Source organism: Methylosinus sp. (assembly GCF_036560965.1).
Classification (GTDB): domain Bacteria; phylum Pseudomonadota; class Alphaproteobacteria; order Rhizobiales; family Beijerinckiaceae; genus Methylosinus.
Genome location: NZ_DATBQF010000028.1, coordinates 166,383 through 183,203, shown reverse-complemented (window position 1 = coordinate 183,203; position 16,821 = coordinate 166,383). Strand labels below are relative to the sequence as shown.

Genomic DNA, 16,821 nt, shown 5'->3' with positions numbered 1-16,821 from the left:
GGACCGCGGGCGCTCTCGATCACCGCGCGCACGCCCTGCTCGCGCAACAGGCGCTGCACGCCCTTGATCGTATAGCCGCGGCCATAGAGCAGATGGCGGATCGCCGCGACCAGCTCGACGTCGCGCGGCCGATAATAGCGCCGCCCGCCGGCGCGCTTGACCGGCTCGATCTCGGAAAAGCGCGTCTCCCAGAAGCGCAGCACATGCGGCGGAAGGTCGAGGCTCTCCGCGACCTCGCCGATCGTGCGGAAGGCGCCATCGGTCTTGACGGTCAAATTCGACGCTCCGCTCCCTGCCCGCGCGACGATTCGCGCGCCGCTATTTTCCTCCCTGGCGTGGCGTTTTTCAGCCGGAATCTTGCAGCCGCCGCCGTTTCGGCTCCGCAGCCCCGTGGACAAGGGCGCGCGGCTCCCCTTAATTGGCTCGCCAGAGCGCGATCCGATCGCTCTAGAGCCTCTCACCTTGAGCCGCGCCCATGACCGACTGGATCCAGTTTCCCGCTCAAACGCCCGCCATCGTCGCGCCGCCGAGCGAGGGGAGCGCCACCGACGTGCGCCTCTGGCTGTGGATCATCGCCGCGCTCGTCTTCGCCATGGTGGTGGTCGGCGGCGCGACGCGGCTCACCGAATCGGGCCTCTCCATCACCGAATGGAAGCCGGTAGCGGGCGTTCTTCCACCGCTCTCCGAGGCGCAATGGGCAGCCGCTTTCGAGGATTATAAAAAAATCCCGCAGTATCGCGAGATGTTCCCGAACATGGACCTCTCGCAGTTCAAGACGATCTTCGCCTGGGAATGGAGCCATCGTCTGCTCGGCCGCATCATCGGCTTCGCTTTCGCCATTCCGCTGGCCTGGTTCTGGCTGCGCGGACGCCTGCCGAAAAGCGTGAAGCCGAAGCTCCTCGGAATATTGGCGCTGGGCGCGCTGCAGGGCGGCGTCGGCTGGTGGATGGTGTCCTCCGGACTCGTCAATCGCGTCGAGGTTGCGCAGGAGCGGCTCGCCATTCATCTGCTGCTGGCGGCCTTCATCTTCTCCGCATGTCTGTGGGTCGCGGGCGGGCTCGGCTATCAGCCGCGCATCATCGTCGCCAGCGGGCTCCGGCGCCTCTCCGTCTTCGCGACTTTGCTGCTCGTCCTCGTCTTCGTGCAGATCGGCGCGGGCGCGCTGGTCGCGGGGCTGCGCGCCGGCTACGCCTACAATACATGGCCGCTGATGGACGACAGCTTCGTTCCGCCGTCCGATGAGCTGCTGCGGCTCTCGCCCTGGTGGAGCAATCTCGTCGACAATGTCGCGCTGGTGCAATTCGATCATCGCATGATCGCTTACGTGCTGCTCGCGCTGGCGCTGTTTCACCTCGTCGATGCGGCGGGCTCGGCGGGCGGGCGCGCCGCGCGCGGCGCAGGCCTCTTGTTCGGCCATATCGGCGCGCAAGCCGCGCTCGGCATTGCGACGCTGCTGCTCGTCGTGCCGCTATGGGCGGCGCTCGCGCATCAAGCGCTGGCCATGGGCGTGCTGGCTGTGGCGACGCTGCACGCGCGCCGCCTGCGCACAGCGGAGGCCGCGGTCGACGACGACTGACGTCGCACATTCGAAACCGCGCCTATCGTTCGGCGCGGTCGAATGAAGTCAGCTCACGCGCTCCGACAGCATCAGCGACAGATTCTGCACGGCGGCGCCGGAGGCGCCTTTGCCGAGATTGTCGAGCCGCGCGACCAGCAGCGCCTGTCTGCGCTCCTCATGCGCGAAGACGAAGATTTCGAGATCATTGGTTCCGTTCAAGGCGAGCGGATCGAGACGTCCCGACTTCGGCGCCGGCATGACGCGCACATGCGTCGCGCCCGCATAGTGACGCGCCAGCGCCGCCTCGAGATCGACCGCGCGAGGCCGCGCAGCGAGCGTGTCGAGCGCGAGCGGAATCGAGACCAGCATGCCCTGGCGAAAATTGCCGACCGAGGGAACGAACAAGGGCGCCGTAGCGAGGCGCGAATAGGCGGCGATCTCTGGCAAATGCTTATGCTCGAGCGAAAGGCCATAAAGCTCGAACGCCGGCGCCTCGCCTTTCTCGTAAGCCTCGATCATCTGCTTGCCGCCGCCGGAATAGCCGGAGATGGCGTTGATCGCGAGCTTCTGCTCCGGCGCGATCAGCCCCGCGTCGACGAGCGGTCGCAGCAGCGCGATCGCGCCCGTGGCGTAGCAGCCGGGATTAGCGACGCGGCGCGCCTTGCGGATCGCCTCCGCCTGACCGGCGGAGAGCTCGGGAAAACCATAGGTCCAGCCGGGCGCGACGCGATGCGCCGTCGAAGCGTCGAGAATGCGCGGACCAGCGTCTCCCAATTCCTCGGCGAGCGCGACCGTCTCCTTGGCGGCGGCGTCCGGCAGGCAGAGGATCGCGACATCGACGCGCGCGAGAATGTCGCGCTTGGCGGAGACCTCCTTGCGCAATTCCGGCGCGATGGAGACGAGCTCGATGTTCTTTTCGCCCGCGAGCTTCTCGCGAATTTCCAGGCCCGTGGTGCCGGCGTCGCCGTCGATGAAGATTTTCGCCATTGGTCTTCGTTCCGATCCCCGAGGAGACAAATAAAAAGGGCGGCTCGCGCCGCCCTTCGTTGTCGTCGTATCGCCGATCGAGAGATAATCAGCGCTTCGAGAACTGGAAGCTGCGGCGGGCTTTGCGCTTGCCGTATTTCTTACGCTCGACCACGCGCGAGTCGCGGGTCAAGAAGCCCTCGCGCTTCAGCGCGCTGCGGAGCTCGGGCTCATAATGGGTGAGCGCCTTTGCAAGACCATGACGCACCGCGCCGGCCTGGCCGGAGAGGCCGCCGCCGGCGACCGTGACGACGAGGTCGTACTGGCCGACGCGATTGGCGACGCCGAGCGGCTGCTGCAGGATCATGCGCAGCACCGGACGCGCGAAATAGACGGTGACGTCGCGGCCGTTGACAGAGATCTTGCCCGTGCCGGGCTTGATCCACACGCGGGCGACGGCGTTCTTGCGCTTGCCGGTGGCGTAGGCGCGGCCGTATTTGTCGAGCTTCTGCTCATATTTCGGCGCGTCGGAAGCTGCCGCGACGGTCGCCTGATTGAGCTCGGAGAGAGAGGAAAGCGTGGTCTCGGCCATGGTCAGGCGCTCTTAGCGTTCTTGCCGTTGCGGGCATTCTTGGAATTGAGGGCGGCGACGTCGAGCGGCTCCGGGGTCTGCGCGACATGCGGATGCTCCGGCCCCTTGTAGACGCGCAGATTGCCGAGCTGCTTGCGGCCGAGCGGACCGCGCGGCAGCATGCGCTGCACCGCCTTCTCGACGACGCGCTCCGGGAAGCGCCCGTCGAGGATGAACTTGGCCGAGCGCTCCTTGATGCCGCCCGGGAAGCCCGTATGGTGATAATAGACCTTCTGCTCGCGCTTGCGGCCGGTCAGGATCACCTTGTCGGCGTTCACGACGATGATGTTGTCGCCATCGTCGACATGGGGGGTGAACGTCGCCTTGTGCTTGCCGCGCAGACGCAGCGCGATCAGGCTGGCGAGGCGACCGACGACGAGCCCCTTGGCGTCGATCAGCACCCATTTCTTCTGCACTTCGGCGGCCTTCGCCGAATAGGTCTTGCCAAACATGGGAGAGCTATTTCCGTTCTTCTCGGGTCCACGCCCGTGGGATGGGGCGTGATAAGCGAGCCGCGCCTCCCTGTCAAACGGAATCGGGCGCCTGTGAGCGCCCCAAACCCCAGCATTTCCCGGCTATAGCCGCAATAGGTATTATGATACCTGCGATGTCAGGGCATGACGATCGGCTTGCCGCGCGGGAATTTGGCGATCGTCGCCTCGTCTATGTTCAGATGCTGGGCGACCATGGCCGGCGGCGTATGGGTGAGCCAATCGACGAGCGAGACGTCGCGGAAATGCGCGGCGCGGAACACCTCCAGGAATTGCAGCTCGCCATCGCCGACATTCTGCACATAATGCCCATGCGCGCGCTTCACATAGCCGATGTCGCCGGCGTGGAAATCCTGGGTCACGGCCTTGGGACCGGCGTCGAAGAGGGTCATGCGGCCATGGCCTTTGATCCAATATTGCCATTCGTCGCCATTGGGATGCCAATGCATCTCGCGCAGCGCGCCGGGCGCGAGCGTGACCAGCGCCGCGGCGATGGTCGAGGAGACTTTGAAATTGTCGCTGTCGGCGACGCGCACCTCGCCGCCCTTCGTCTGCTTGGCGGCCGCGCTCGCTTTCAGGGAAAACGTATAGGGATAGGGCGGCGCCCCCTCCGCTCCCGCGGCCGAGGCCTGATCGGCGGCCAAGGGGCCGGGAACCTCCCCTTGGAAAATATAGAGCTGGTTCAGCGGGATATTGGCGAAGGTCTCGGCCGGCAGGCCGAAATTGGCGGCCAGAATGTCCGGCGGGGTGTGCGCGATCCAGTCGGTCACCAGCAGAGTATTGTATTCGGTGGCTTTTCCGTCGTCGAAACAGAGCAGGAACTCGCAGCCGTCCGGCCCCAGCCCCTGCAGCGAATGCGGCTGGCCGGCCGGGAAATACCAAATGTCCCCCTCCTTCACATCGGAGACATAGGCGCGGCCCTGATCGTCGAGCACGGTGACGCGGCAGGAGCCATAGGAGACATAGCCCCATTCGGCGGCGAGGTGCCAATGCATCTCCCTTATCCCGCCGGCGGTGAGCCGCATATCGACGCCGGAAATCTCCTCGGCGATGGCGAAATCATATTGCGTGACCTGCCGCGCCCAGCCGCCGTTCTGCACGCGCTTGGGGGCATTGTTGAACGAGGCCCAGAACATGGGCATGTCGCTGACGTCGGTGGGGGGCGGAAGCTGCGCCGAAGGGAACTGCCCGCCGATCGCCTCGCTGCGCGGGCCGGGATCGGTGAGGCTCGCCTTGTTCTGGGCGTTGATCGCGCCCTGTGGCGGAAGGTCGGGATTGCCGAAGGAGGGGACCGGGCGTCTCGCGATCGTCTCGCGCTTCGATGCAGTGGCCATCAGGTTCTTTCTCCGCTGGGACTTAGAGCGCCATTCCAGTCGGCTCGGACGGCGCTCTCGCTTTCTTTCCTGGACGCGAATTCTGATCGATCGAACGATTCCGTTCGATCGGAACGCGCTCGAGAGGGAAAACGACCGCTCCTCTCAGATTGCGCCGACCGGGCGAGGGTCAACGGCGGGCAAAAAGCGCGCGATCGATAAAATGCGAGCTTTCGAATTGGCGGGCGAGCAAAAGGGCCGCGCGCATTCTCATCCCCGATGGCGGGGCGCTCCACGCTCCCCGCCGGCGCTTCGGGGGGTCGCGTGGTCTATTTTCTCATTCGCGTCTTGAGTCCGCTCGCTCTGGCGTTCGTCGTCTTCGGCGCCTCCGCCGCAAAGGCCGAGTTCGGCGGCGGCTCCGCCGCCCGGGCCGAGATCCCGCATGCGAGCTTCGCCGGCGCCGGCGAGCCCACCTCCATTCCCTATGGCTGGATGGATTTCTGCGGCCGCCAGCCGCAGGAGTGCCGGCAGACGATCCTGCCCGCGGCCGATCTGGAGCTCTCCCGCGAGGCGTGGACGCGGCTGAACGAGATCAATCGCGCGGTGAACGCTTCGATCCAGCCGATCTCCAATCTCGAGCATTGGGGCACGATCGCTGATCATTGGGATTATCCGACCGACGGCATGGGCGACTGCAAGATCTATGCGCTGCAGAAGCGCCGGCTGCTGATGGAAATGGGCTTTCCGCGTCAGGCGCTGCTGATGACGATCGTGCGCGACAAGAACGACCAGGGCCACGCCGTTCTGACCGCGCGGACGAGCCGCGGCGATTTCATCCTCGACAATCTCACCGATGAGGTGAAGCCGTGGGAGGCGACCGGCTATCGCTTCGTCAAGCGCCAGTCGCAGGAGGACCCGAATGTGTGGGTCACGATCGAGACGCGGCGGCGCGTGGGCGCGCGGTGAGGGCTCCTAGATCGCGTTCGGCGAACTCTTGATCGTCGCGAACAAGGACCTGTCGGGCGCTTCGAAAAACTTTTGCATCAAGGATGACGCGGCGCCGACCGCGAAGCGCCCCGCGCCTTCGGTCCATGTAGGTGGCGAAGTCTTGATAATGTCGTACCTGATGTTCGGATCCAAGGGGTCGTATTGGTTCCTCGGAATCAAACTTCGGCAGATCATCCTTACCGTACAGAAACAACTTCATCATATCTACAGCGGAGATAACGGGCATTTTTTATATCCTTCTCACGATCCTGGCATGACACTCAATCGATGCACGCCTCTCTATCCGTCATGGTCAAAATTCGGAGACAACGCTCCGCAGTTTGTGAAATAAGGATGGACTTCGACCCGCTTCAAATAACTAGTGCCGTCTAACTTCTGCACGCGTCGCCAATAGACGACTTCGACTCCGAACGCGTAGTCGCCCGAAACGCGCTGCCAAAAGGTCGGCTCCGGCCAAGAATGTGCCTTTTTCTTGCCCAGCCATTTGATGCTGCAGCAATCTGGATATAGCTTGAGATATTCATCGAGTGATTCATATTTTGGGGCCGTTTCAAGCGTGTGACCTTTCTCATCTACCGCTCGAAAAGCGTAATTTACTCTCGTAAACGCCAATTCCAACTTCTGCCGATCCGTGAGACGCTTTCCCGTCCATATGCAAACGCCGTCGAAATTGGATTTCGCGATCCAGATTCCTCCGGCGATCAAAGCGGTCAACGCGAGTGCGATGATATACATCCTCATGCTGCAACCCCGAGCAATCGAGTATAGAGATGCCGTCGGATGCCGTGCCGCCTGTCAAAAGATACGCGCCCTCAACCCTGACGCGAGTTGCAGACTAACGAAACCTTAACTATCGTCAACGACTGATTTCGCGACATTTTCGCCGTTTTGCCAGCGCGGCGCGGGACGTTCCGCCCATCCCGATGTCGCGACTTGTTTTTCGCCGCGACATCGTCGGCTGTCCCGCTCGCGCCGTTCGCGCGACGAATACTTGCAGAAGACCGAATAACGGCGCCGTTTCAAAATGATTTCGTTCATTCCCGCCGCCAGGAGGAAAAACGAAGATCGCTATTTCGCGATCACATCCCGATAGATTTCCGCGAGCGGCACGCTCACGCCGATCGCGGGCAAATTCAGCTCCGCCTCGAGCCCGTCGAGAATTTGCACGCCGGCCCAGACCGCGCCCGCCCGATCGAAGGTCTCTATATGCGCCCGGTCGCGCTCGACCAGCACGTAATGGCGCAAGCTCGGCAGCTTCTGATAGACCGCCCATTTCTCGAAACGGTCGCGCGCCTTGCTGCCCTCGGACATCACCTCGACGAGGACGGTCGGATCGTTCAGCGACGTCGCGCCGGGCTCCATCGCGCCGCAATGGACCATGACATCCGGCAACATCGCCGAATCGATCGCCTTCTCCTTCATGAAGAAGGTTTCCTGAAAAACCTGACAGGACGAGCCCTTGGCGCGAAGACGCTGCATCAGGCCGAAAGCCAGATTTCGGGCGATGAAATGATGCTCCCATCGCGCGCCGACCATCATGCGCACGACGCGGCCGCCGATCAGCTCCCATTTTTCATCGGCGGGCTTGTCGGCGAGAAGTTCCTCGAAATCGTCGAGGGACATATGCTCATATTGCGACGAGAGGCGGCTCACGGGCTTTTCTCCTCACGGATAGTCTATCATAACGCCCTGCCCCGCGCAGCGCCGCAATTGGAGCCCGATTCTTTGACCACCCCTCCCCGCCGGCTGGTGACGCCCGAACAACGCGACGACGATCCGGACCTCTCGCTGCGTCCGCTCTCGCTCGGCGATTTCACTGGCCAGGAGGCGGCGCGCAAAAATCTCAAAATCTTCATCGAGGCGGCCAAGACGCGCGGCGAGGCGCTCGACCATGTGCTGTTCGTCGGCCCGCCGGGCCTCGGCAAGACGACGCTGGCGCAGATCGTCGCCCGCGAGCTCGGCGTGAATTTCCGCTCGACGTCGGGCCCGGTCATCGCCAAGGCCGGCGATCTCGCCGCGCAGCTCACCAATCTCGAGCCCCGCGACGTTCTCTTCATCGACGAGATTCATCGCCTCAATCCGGCGGTGGAGGAAATCCTCTATCCGGCCATGGAGGATTTCCAGCTCGATCTCATCATCGGCGAGGGCCCGGCGGCGCGCTCGGTGAAGATCGATCTCGCCAAATTCACCCTCGTCGGCGCGACGACGCGCGCCGGCCTGCTGACGACGCCGCTGCGCGACCGTTTCGGCATTCCGGTGCGGCTCAATTTCTACACGGCGGAAGAGCTGGAGCTGATCGTGCGGCGCGGCGCGCGCGTGCTCGGCGTCGCCATCAGCGAGGATGGCGCGCGCGAGATCGCGCGGCGCTCGCGCGGCACGCCGCGTATCGCCGGGCGGCTCTTACGCCGCGTGCGCGATTTCGCCATTGTCGAGAACGCCGGCCAGGTGACGCGCGCGCTCGCCGATCGCTCGCTGGCGCTGCTCGAGGTAGACAGCATCGGGCTCGATGTGATGGATCGGCGCTATCTCGAAATGGTCGCCGTCAATTTCGGCGGCGGCCCGGTGGGGATAGAGACGATCGCCGCCGCGCTCTCCGAGCCGCGCGACGCGATCGAGGACATTATCGAGCCCTTCCTGCTGCAGCAGGGATTCTTGCAACGCACGCCGCGCGGCCGGCTGCTGACGCCGCACGCCTTCCGCCATTTGGGCCTCGCCGAGCCGGCGCAGCCGGCGGCGCAATTCGGATTGTTCGGCGAAGAGGAGGAGTGAGCGGAAGCGCCCCCTCTCCCGCGTCCACGGCGAGATGAGGGAGAGGCGCTTCCCGAAGCTTTCAACGCTCCCGCGCGGCCGCGGCGTCGAAATCCAATATTTCGTTCGTATAGGTCTCGCGCACTTCCGAGATCGGCTTCCCATCGCCGCCATGCACGATGGCGCGATGCTCGAACAGCGCATGCGGCGCGTCGAGATCCTCCCGCTTCGGCCGCTCTCTCATGAGCGTCTCGCGCGTCTTGCCCTCCCAGCCGGCGGGCAGCGGCGACCAGCGCATCTCCACCGAGAATGTGCGGCGGAATGGACGCAGCGGCGCGATCACCTTGCCGAAGGGCGCGTCCGTCGTTTCCAGCGCGCGGTTCATCTCCGGCGCGAGGCGTGACGGCACATACCAATTGTCCGCCTCCGAGAGCGTGCGCGCGCCGCATGCGAGAGAGACGCGGCGATATTTCACCGTCTCCTGCGCGCCGACGCCTAATCGCTCGCGCTGCTCCGCGCTCGGCGGCGCGGCGGCGCCCGGCGCGACCCGCGCCACGATCTTCGGCTCGGCGGCCATATGATGATCGGCGCACCATTTCTCCAGCACCGCCGTGGCGCTGCGGCCGGCGAGCAGCTCCGCATTCAGCGTCTCGACCAGCGCCAGCGCCTCGAGACGGCCGACGAGATCGTCCGGCCAGGGCGCGCGCGCAGCTGCCGGCGCGACGGCGGATAGAATGGCGAGCCCCGCGAAAGCGCCTCGTCTCATCATCCTTCGCATCGCTATGCTCCTCGGCCGCGTCGCCTGCGTGAATAGCGCAAGAAGGGGCGCGTGTCGCGCGCGCCAGACGACGGCGATTTCGTGGCGTCCGCGTCCCGGCGTGGCGACTCTGTGACGGTCCGAAGGTATTCCAGCGAAGTCCGTGTTTTTGCTTATTGCTAAGCTTGTGAACCGCAACGGCCTCGCATAGTCCTGATCTCGAACGAGACAAGAGGACGCAATGAAGAACGTCGAATATCGTCTTTTCGCTGCCGCCCTTTGCTTGGCGGCGGCGCCACTTGCTTCCTCCTCGGCGGAAGCCGGCGTGACGCAGCAGGCGAAGCTCTCCGCAGCCGCGCGGCTGGAGCCGACCAAAGTGCTGGTGCTCGGCTCCGAGCGTCGCGCCAACGCCGAGCAATACGCCGCGCGTCAAAAGCTCGACGCCGGCTCGCTGAAGCAGGCGCACGCCGCGTCCGGCCTCATCCAATGCGGCCGCGCGCATGGCGCCGGGCAGCTCACGCTCGCCAATAATGTCATCACCACTGCCGCGCATGTGTTCTTCGACGAGCGCGGCGCCAAGCGCGCGCGCAGCTGCCAATTCGTCACCGAGGTCGATGGCAAGAAGCGCCGCATCGCGGTGGATATGTCGTCGATCGTCGCGGGCGCCTCCAAGCCCTATGCGGTCAAGGCGGTCAACGACTGGGCGGTGGCGCGCCTCTCGCAGCCGCTCGACGATGTGAAGCCCTATGATCTCGCCGATCAGCTCGCCATCGAGCAGACGGTGGAGTTCGTCTCGCGCGGCCATTCCGATTGGCGCGACGCCGAGACCATGTCCTTCGAGGCCTGCCGCCTGCGCGCGCAGACCAATCAGCTGAAGGGCGGCGCGCGCGAGTTCGCTTTCGACTGCGGCACGGGCGACGGCGCCTCCGGCGGCGCGGTTCTCGCCGGCGAGCCGCACATGAAGCTCGGCGCCATTCTCGTCGGCTGGCGCAGCAACGATCCCTCGCGCATCGGGCCCTACTCGTCGACGAATTACAATTTCGTCGTCTCGGTCGAAGGCGCCTTCCGCCAGGCCGTGCTGTCGGCCGCCGGCCGCGAGGGCGCGCCCGCGACGGCGAGCGCGGCGACCGTCGGCGACAAGGCGGCCGAAGGCGACAAGGCCGCCGAGAGCGACAACCGCCGCTCCGCCGGCCACGACTGACAGGAAAAGGATTGGCGAGCCTTCGGGCTCGGCATCTCGGCCGCGCATTCAAAACGCCCGGCGCGTCGCTCTCAGCGGCCGCCGGGCGTTTCGATTCCGTCCCAGATTCCGCCCCCGATTCCGCCCCAAGAATCCTTGACCGCCTCGAAATGCGCGGAGGCGTCATAGGCGGCGACCGCGAGCCCGAGCTGCTGCGCCGAGAGGCGGCCCATCGCCGCCAGCACCGCGTAAGAGGCGACGACGCGGTCGCGCTGCGCGACCACCAGCGCCAGACGCGCGCCGAGCAGCTCCTGCTGCGCGTTCAAAATCTCCAGCGTCGTGCGCTTGCCTGCCTTGGCCTCCTCGCGCACGCCTGCCAGCGCGCGCTCGGCGGCGGCGATCTGCGCGCTCGCCGCGGCGATCTGCGCTTTGGCGGCCTGCAACCCTCCCCAATTGGCGCGGGTCAGCGCCATCAGCTCGGCGCGCGCGGCGTCGACGTCGAATTTCTTCTGTCCCGCCGTCTGCTTGGCCTGGCGCAGCCGCGCCGAGGTCCCGCCGCCGGAATAGATCGGCACCGATAATTTGCCGAGCAGCTGCGCGCCGACGGCGCGATTGCCGCGGCCGTCGATATCGGACTCCGTATAGACCTTGCCGACCATGGAGAGGCTGGGCAGAAAATCGCTCTCGATCACCCTTATGTCGAGATCGGCGGCCTCGGCGTCGTGCTGGGCGGCGCGGACCACCGGATGCTCGGTGAGCGCGATGCGCTCGGCCGCCTCGCGCGTCTTCGGCAGCAGCCGATCGACCGGCTCGGCCGGCGCGAGGCGCCTCGCCTCCGCGCCCATGATCTGCGCATAGCGCGCGAGGCTGGCGTCGAGCTCGGCGCGCGCCATCGCCGCCTGGGAGCGGCCGGCGGCGAGCCGCGCCTCCGCCTGCGCAATATCGGTCGGCGTGATCTCGCCGGCCGCATAGCGCTCCTTGGTCTGGCGCAGCTGCTCCTCGAGCACGGCGACATGGTTCTGCTGCAGGCGCTGCGCCGCCGTGTCGCGCAAGACATTCATATAGACGGAGACGGCCTCGAACAGCACGCGCTGCTCGAGCAGGCGCAACCGCTCGCGCCCCGCATGAACATTGGTCTCGGCGGACAACGCGGCGTTGCGCGTGCGAAAGCCGTCGAACAGCGGCTGCTCGATGCTGAGCACGGCGGAGCGCGGCGGTCCGCCGCGATTGTTCTGAATGCTATCGACCCACAGCGGCTCGAGCCGATTGCCATTGTCATATTCGAAGGATTTTTGCACCGAGCGCCGCCGCTCGACGCCGAGAAACGCGTCGGTGCGCACGCTGGGGCGGAATTGCGCGAGCGCGCGCGGCACATTCTCGTCATTGGCGCGCTGCCCGGCGCGCGCGGAATTGATCGTCGGATTGATCTCATAGGCATGCGCCAATGCGCCGGCGAGCGTCTCGCCGAGCGCCGAAGCGGGCGCGAGCAGGCCGAGCGCCAGGGCGACGAGCGAAGCGCGTCTCATGCGTCGGCGCTCCGCGGCTCGATGACGAGCTCCTCCTCGGGAGCGGGAACCGCCTCGTCGCGGCCGAACAGCGCATAGAGCGCCGGCAGCACGAAGAGCGTGAGGATCGTCGCGCTGACGAGGCCGCCGATGACCACTGTGGCGATCGGCTTTTGCACCTCGGCGCCCGTGCCCGTCGCAAAGGCCATGGGCAGGAAGCCGAGCGAGGCGACGAGCGCCGTCATCGTCACCGGACGCAGACGCGTCATCGCGCCTTCGACAATGGCGTCGCGCGGCGCGCGCCCCTGCTGCACGAGCTGCAATATGTAGCTGCGCATGACGAGGCCGTTGAGCACGGCGACGCCGGACAGAGCGATGAAGCCGACCGCCGCGGAAACCGACATCGGCATCCCGCGCAGCCACAGCGCCGCGACGCCGCCGGAGAGCGCCAGAGGCACGGCGCTGAACACGATGAGCGCGTCGCGCGCCGCGCCCAGCGCCGAATAGAGCAGCAGGAAGATGAGGAAGAAGCACAGAGGCACGACCAGCATGAGCTTTTGCCGCGCGGCGGCGAGATTCTCGAACTGACCGCCCCAGGAGAGCCAATCGCCGGCGGCGAGCGTGACTTTCGCCTTCACGCGCTCCTGCGCGTCGGAGACGACCGAGGCGATGTCGCGCCCGCGCACATTGGCGGTGACGACGACGCGGCGCTTGCCGTTCTCGCGCGAAATCTGGTTCGGCCCCTCGTGGAAGGAGAAGGCGGCGACCTGCTTCAACGGCACCGTGCGCATCTGCCCCGTGTCGTGCCCACGCACCGAGACGGGGAGATTTTCGAGCGCGCGAATGTCCTGGCGCAACTCGTCCTTCAGACGCACGATGATCGGAAAGCGACGATCGCCCTCGAAGACCACGCCAGCGCGCTGTCCGCCGATCGCCGCGCCGATGACGTCCTGCACCTCGGCGACGCTGAGGCCGAGATGGGCGATCTCGGTCTTGTCGATCTTGATCTCGAGGAACGGCAGACCGGCGATCTGCTCGACCTTCACATCCTCGGCGCCGGAGACGCCGCGCAGCACGCCGGCGATCTGCTCCGCCTCCTTGGCCATGGAGTCGAAATCCTCGCCGAACACTTTCACCGCGACATCGCCGCGCACGCCGGCGAGCAGCTCGTTGAAGCGCAGCTGAATGGGCTGCGAGAATTCATAGAGATTGCCGGGAAGCTCGGAGACACGCCCGTCGATGCGGCGGATCAGCTCCTCCTTGGAGAGCTTCGGGTCCGGCCATTCGTCATGCGGCTTCAAGAAAATATAGGTGTCGGTGAGATTGGGCGGCATCGGATCGGTCGCCGCCTCCGCTGTGCCGGTCTTGGAGAAGACATAGGCGACCTCGGGCGCGCGACGGATGGCGTTCTCGACCTCGTTCTGCATCGCCTGCGACTGGGTGAGCGAGGCGCTCGGAATGCGGCCGGCCTGCATGGCGAGATTCTTCTCGTCGAGGGTCGGGATGAACTCCTGGCCGAGGCGCGAGACCAACAGCAGCGCCAGCAGAAAAGCGCCGGCGCCGATGGCGATGGGCTTGCGCGGCGCGGCCAGCGCGCTCTCGAGGCGCGGCCGATAGGCGCGCTTGAGCCAGGCGATGAAGCGGTTCTCGCTCTCCTCGATATGGCCGGAGACGAGAATGGCGATCATCGCCGGAACGAAGGTCAGCGACAGAACGAAGGCGGCGACGAGCGCCAAGATCACCGTCAGCGCCATGGGATGGAACATCTTGCCTTCGACGCCCGAGAAGGACAGCAAAGGCACATAGACGAGAATGATGATCGCCTGACCATAGACGGTCGGGCGGATCATCTCGACCGCCGAGGCGATGACGGTCTGCAATCGCTCCTCGAGCGAGAGCCCGCGCCCCAGCGCATGGCGCCGCTCGAAGAGATGGCGCAGGCTGTTCTCGGCGATGATCACCGCGCCATCGGCGATGAGGCCGAAGTCGAGCGCGCCCATGCTCATGAGATTGGCGCTGATGCGGCCATAGACCATGCCGGTGGCGAGCAGCAGCATGGTGACGGGAATGACCAGCGCCGTGATCAGCGCCGCGCGGAAATTGCCGAGCAGCAGGAACAGCACGAGGATCACCAGCAGCGCGCCCTCGGCGAGATTGGAGGCCACCGTGCGGATGGTCGCATCGACGAGCACGGTGCGGTCGAGAATGGTCCGCACCTCGACGCCCGGCGGCAGCGTCGCCCTGATGACGTCGAGCTTGGCGCCGACGGCGGCGGAGACCGAGCGGCTATTGCCGCCGATCAGCATCAGCGCCGTGCCGATGACGACCTCCTCGCCGTCCATGCTGGCGCTGCCGACGCGCATCTCGCGGCCGATCCCGACCTCGGCGATGTCCTTCACGCGCAGCGGCACGCCATTGCGCGTCGTGACGACGACGCGCTCTATATCCTCGATCGTCTCCAGACGACCGCCGCTGCGCACCACATAGCCTTCGCCATTGCGCTCTATATAGCCGGCGCCGCGGCTCTGATTATTGCGCTCGAGCGCCATGGCGACATCGCCGAAAGAGAGGCCGAGCGAGAACAGCTTCATCGCATCCGGCCGCACGTCGAGCTGCTTCACGAAGCCGCCGAGCGAATCGACGCTGGCGACATTGGGCACGACCTTGAGCTGCGGCTTGACGATCCAATCCTGCACCGTGCGCAGATAGGCGGCGCGCGCGAGCTCGCTGCGCAAGCTCTGCCCGTCCGGCGTCAGATAGGAGCCGTCATTCTGCCAGCCCGGCTCGCCGTCGAGATATTTGCGGCCCGGCGTCTTCGGCGCATAGCGGATCGCCCACATATAGATTTCGCTGAGGCCGGTGGCGATCGGACCCATGCGCGCCTCGACGCCGACGGGGAAATTCTCCTTCGCCTCGGCGAGGCGCTCATTCACCTGCTGGCGCGCGAAATAAATATCCAGCCTCTCGGCGAACACGGCCGTCACCTGCGCGAAACCATTGCGCGAGAGCGAGCGCGTATATTCGAGGCCGGGAATGCCGGCGATCGCGTTCTCTATGGGGAAGGTGATCTGCTTTTCGATCTCGGTCGGCGACAGCGCCGGCGCGATGGCGTTGATCTGCACCTGATTATTGGTGATGTCCGGCACGGCGTCGATCGGCAGGCGATCGAGCGACCAGGCGCCGATGAGGCAGGCGAGCAGAGTCAGCAGCGCGACGAGCCAGCGCTGGCGAACCGAAAACGCGATGCAACGCTCGATCATCCACTGTCACACATTCTCGCCCGCCGCCGTCATCGACGAGGCGGGACTCAGTCCAACCCTTCGAGCCGCGACTTGCCGAGCTCCGCCTTCAGGACGAAGACATTGGTCGCGGCGACCTGCTCCCCCTCCTCGAGCCCGGAGAGGATCTCGACCGACTCCCTGTCGCTCGCGCCCGTCTCGACCTTGCGCTTCACGAAGCCCTCGGGCGCGCGCACGAAGACGACCGTTTCGCCCTCGAAGAAGAGCGTCGCGGAGCGCGGCAGGCGCAAACGCGCCGGCTTCTCCTCCAGCGCGACGCGCGCCGTCATCGCCGTGCCGGGGCGCAAGCCGAAATCCGCATTGGCGAAAGCGGCGACGGCGCGGCCGGAATGCGTTTCATGGTCGAGCATGGGGCCGATGAAGACGATGCGGCCCTCGGCCTCGCCCTCGCCGTCATGCGACAGGAGAACGCCCTGCCCCTCGCGCACCTGGGGAAGATCGGCGATGGCGACGGCGATCTCGGCAAAGACGGTGGAGAGATCGGCGACGACATAGAGCTGCGCATCGCCGCCGACCGGCTGGCCGAGATCGGCGCGGCGCTCGATCACCTTGCCGGAGGACGGCGCGCGAATTTCCTTGCGGCGCAGCTCGCCGACCGGCTGTCCCGGAAGCGCGGCGATCTCGGCCTCGGAGAGATCGAGCGCGGCGAGCTTCTGACGCGCGAGATCGACGCGCAGCTTGGCCTCCTCATAGGCGCCGCGCGCCTTCAGAAAGCTCTGCTCGGCCGAGATTTTCTTGTCGAAGAGCCCCTTCTCGCGCTGGAACAGCGCCGCTTGCAGATCGAGCCCCACTCTGGCGGCGAGATAGTCGCTCTTGGCGTCCGCGACCTCGCGGCTCTCGATGATGGCGATCACCTCGCCCTTCTCGACCGAATCGCCGAGCTTCTTGCGCAATTCGGCGACCGCGCCGGCCACTTTCGCGGCCACGCGGCCGATGCGGTCGGGATCGACGGAGACGACGGCCGGCGCGACGACGTCGCGCGTCAGCACGCCGGGAGCCGCCGCGACGGTGGCGATCTTGGCGGCGCCGATCTGCTCGGCGGTCAGCCTCACGAGCCCTTCCGCGCCTTTGGGCTCGGCGGCCTCGGCGGCCTTCTCGCCGCCGCGGAACAGCGCCCGGATCGGCGCGGAGAGCTGCGGAAACAGCGAGCCGAGCATGGCGCTCGCCAGCAGCGCCGCGCCGAAGCGCAGCCCCCGCGCGCGCGCCGAATTAGAATTGCTCCAAACTGGAACGAAGCTCGACCGCCGCTCTCCTGCACCGGTCGGAACGACGTCCGATACCGCCAGGCGGCGAAGGATATGGGCCAAGTCTCGTGATCGCATCTCGCGACCTCTTTAACCGTTACGCCCGGCCGCGTCCACGCCG

At 65.9% G+C, this 16,821-nt stretch carries 16 protein-coding genes; 4 read left to right on the top strand and 12 right to left on the bottom strand.

Annotation, left to right across the window (positions count from 1 at the left end):
* The coding region (locus VIF40_RS09545; RefSeq protein WP_331937287.1) for a MerR family transcriptional regulator at positions 1-275 on the bottom strand (275 nt) is incomplete at its 3' end.
* Positions 276-475: 200 nt separating this feature from the next.
* On the opposite strand from VIF40_RS09545, the gene VIF40_RS09540 reads away from it, so the two are divergent.
* The gene (locus VIF40_RS09540) at positions 476-1,576 is read left to right on the top strand and encodes a COX15/CtaA family protein (RefSeq protein ID WP_331937286.1); all 1,101 of its coding nucleotides are present in this window, start codon (positions 476-478) and stop codon (positions 1,574-1,576) included.
* Between the two features lie 48 nt (positions 1,577-1,624).
* On the opposite strand, the gene argC is transcribed toward VIF40_RS09540, so the two are convergent.
* The 4 genes from argC to VIF40_RS09520 all read right to left on the bottom strand — a co-directional run bounded on the left by argC (position 1,625) and on the right by VIF40_RS09520 (position 4,980).
* The gene (gene argC / locus VIF40_RS09535; protein ID WP_331937285.1) at positions 1,625-2,545 is read right to left on the bottom strand and encodes an N-acetyl-gamma-glutamyl-phosphate reductase; all 921 of its coding nucleotides are present in this window, start codon (positions 2,543-2,545) and stop codon (positions 1,625-1,627) included.
* A gap of 88 nt (positions 2,546-2,633) precedes the next feature.
* Complete coding sequence (rpsI, locus tag VIF40_RS09530; protein ID WP_331937284.1) at positions 2,634-3,116, bottom strand: 30S ribosomal protein S9; 483 nt, start codon at positions 3,114-3,116, stop codon at positions 2,634-2,636.
* A gap of 2 nt (positions 3,117-3,118) precedes the next feature.
* Positions 3,119-3,607, bottom strand: a complete 489-nt coding sequence (rplM, locus tag VIF40_RS09525) for a 50S ribosomal protein L13 (RefSeq protein WP_331937283.1) — start codon at positions 3,605-3,607, stop codon at positions 3,119-3,121.
* Between the two features lie 158 nt (positions 3,608-3,765).
* On the bottom strand, positions 3,766-4,980 hold the full coding sequence (locus tag VIF40_RS09520) for a cupin domain-containing protein (protein ID WP_331937282.1): 1,215 nt from the start codon (positions 4,978-4,980) through the stop codon (positions 3,766-3,768).
* A gap of 303 nt (positions 4,981-5,283) precedes the next feature.
* Here VIF40_RS09520 and VIF40_RS09515 point away from each other — a divergent pair, with 303 nt between their 5' ends.
* Positions 5,284-5,925 carry a transglutaminase-like cysteine peptidase gene (locus tag VIF40_RS09515; protein ID WP_331937281.1) on the top strand — a complete coding sequence of 214 codons (642 nt, stop codon included), beginning with the start codon at positions 5,284-5,286 and terminating at the stop codon, positions 5,923-5,925.
* Positions 5,926-6,246: 321 nt separating this feature from the next.
* On the opposite strand, the gene VIF40_RS09510 is transcribed toward VIF40_RS09515, so the two are convergent.
* The 3 genes from VIF40_RS09510 to VIF40_RS09500 form a co-directional block, all read right to left on the bottom strand.
* Positions 6,247-6,702 (bottom strand): hypothetical protein, encoded by a 456-nt coding sequence (locus VIF40_RS09510; protein WP_331937280.1) that lies wholly within the window; start codon positions 6,700-6,702, stop codon positions 6,247-6,249.
* A gap of 111 nt (positions 6,703-6,813) precedes the next feature.
* Positions 6,814-7,005, bottom strand: coding sequence for a hypothetical protein (locus VIF40_RS09505; protein ID WP_331937279.1), 192 nt, complete (start codon positions 7,003-7,005; stop codon positions 6,814-6,816).
* A gap of 30 nt (positions 7,006-7,035) precedes the next feature.
* Positions 7,036-7,620, bottom strand: a complete 585-nt coding sequence (locus VIF40_RS09500) for a Uma2 family endonuclease (protein WP_331937278.1) — start codon at positions 7,618-7,620, stop codon at positions 7,036-7,038.
* A gap of 72 nt (positions 7,621-7,692) precedes the next feature.
* On the opposite strand from VIF40_RS09500, the gene ruvB reads away from it, so the two are divergent.
* Positions 7,693-8,736 carry a Holliday junction branch migration DNA helicase RuvB gene (ruvB, locus tag VIF40_RS09495; protein ID WP_331937277.1) on the top strand — a complete coding sequence of 348 codons (1,044 nt, stop codon included), beginning with the start codon at positions 7,693-7,695 and terminating at the stop codon, positions 8,734-8,736.
* A gap of 61 nt (positions 8,737-8,797) precedes the next feature.
* Here the strand turns inward: ruvB and VIF40_RS09490 are convergent, their stop codons facing one another.
* The gene (locus VIF40_RS09490; RefSeq protein WP_414684776.1) at positions 8,798-9,493 is read right to left on the bottom strand and encodes a hypothetical protein; all 696 of its coding nucleotides are present in this window, start codon (positions 9,491-9,493) and stop codon (positions 8,798-8,800) included.
* Positions 9,494-9,713: 220 nt separating this feature from the next.
* On the opposite strand from VIF40_RS09490, the gene VIF40_RS09485 reads away from it, so the two are divergent.
* Positions 9,714-10,673, top strand: a complete 960-nt coding sequence (locus VIF40_RS09485; RefSeq protein WP_331937275.1) for a trypsin-like peptidase domain-containing protein — start codon at positions 9,714-9,716, stop codon at positions 10,671-10,673.
* 71 nt (positions 10,674-10,744) lie between these two features.
* Here VIF40_RS09485 and VIF40_RS09480 read toward each other — a convergent pair whose 3' ends face one another.
* Genes VIF40_RS09480 through VIF40_RS09470 form a run of 3 tightly spaced genes read right to left on the bottom strand, consistent with a single transcriptional unit; the run spans position 10,745 to position 16,778 of the window.
* The gene (locus VIF40_RS09480) at positions 10,745-12,178 is read right to left on the bottom strand and encodes a TolC family outer membrane protein (protein ID WP_331937274.1); all 1,434 of its coding nucleotides are present in this window, start codon (positions 12,176-12,178) and stop codon (positions 10,745-10,747) included.
* On the bottom strand, positions 12,175-15,417 hold the full coding sequence (locus VIF40_RS09475) for a CusA/CzcA family heavy metal efflux RND transporter (RefSeq protein ID WP_331937273.1): 3,243 nt from the start codon (positions 15,415-15,417) through the stop codon (positions 12,175-12,177). The genes VIF40_RS09480 and VIF40_RS09475 overlap by 4 nt, the downstream gene beginning before the upstream one ends.
* 47 nt (positions 15,418-15,464) lie before the next feature.
* Entirely contained in the window at positions 15,465-16,778 is a 1,314-nt protein-coding gene (locus tag VIF40_RS09470; RefSeq protein ID WP_331937272.1) for an efflux RND transporter periplasmic adaptor subunit, read from the bottom strand.
* Positions 16,779-16,821 lie beyond the last annotated feature (43 nt).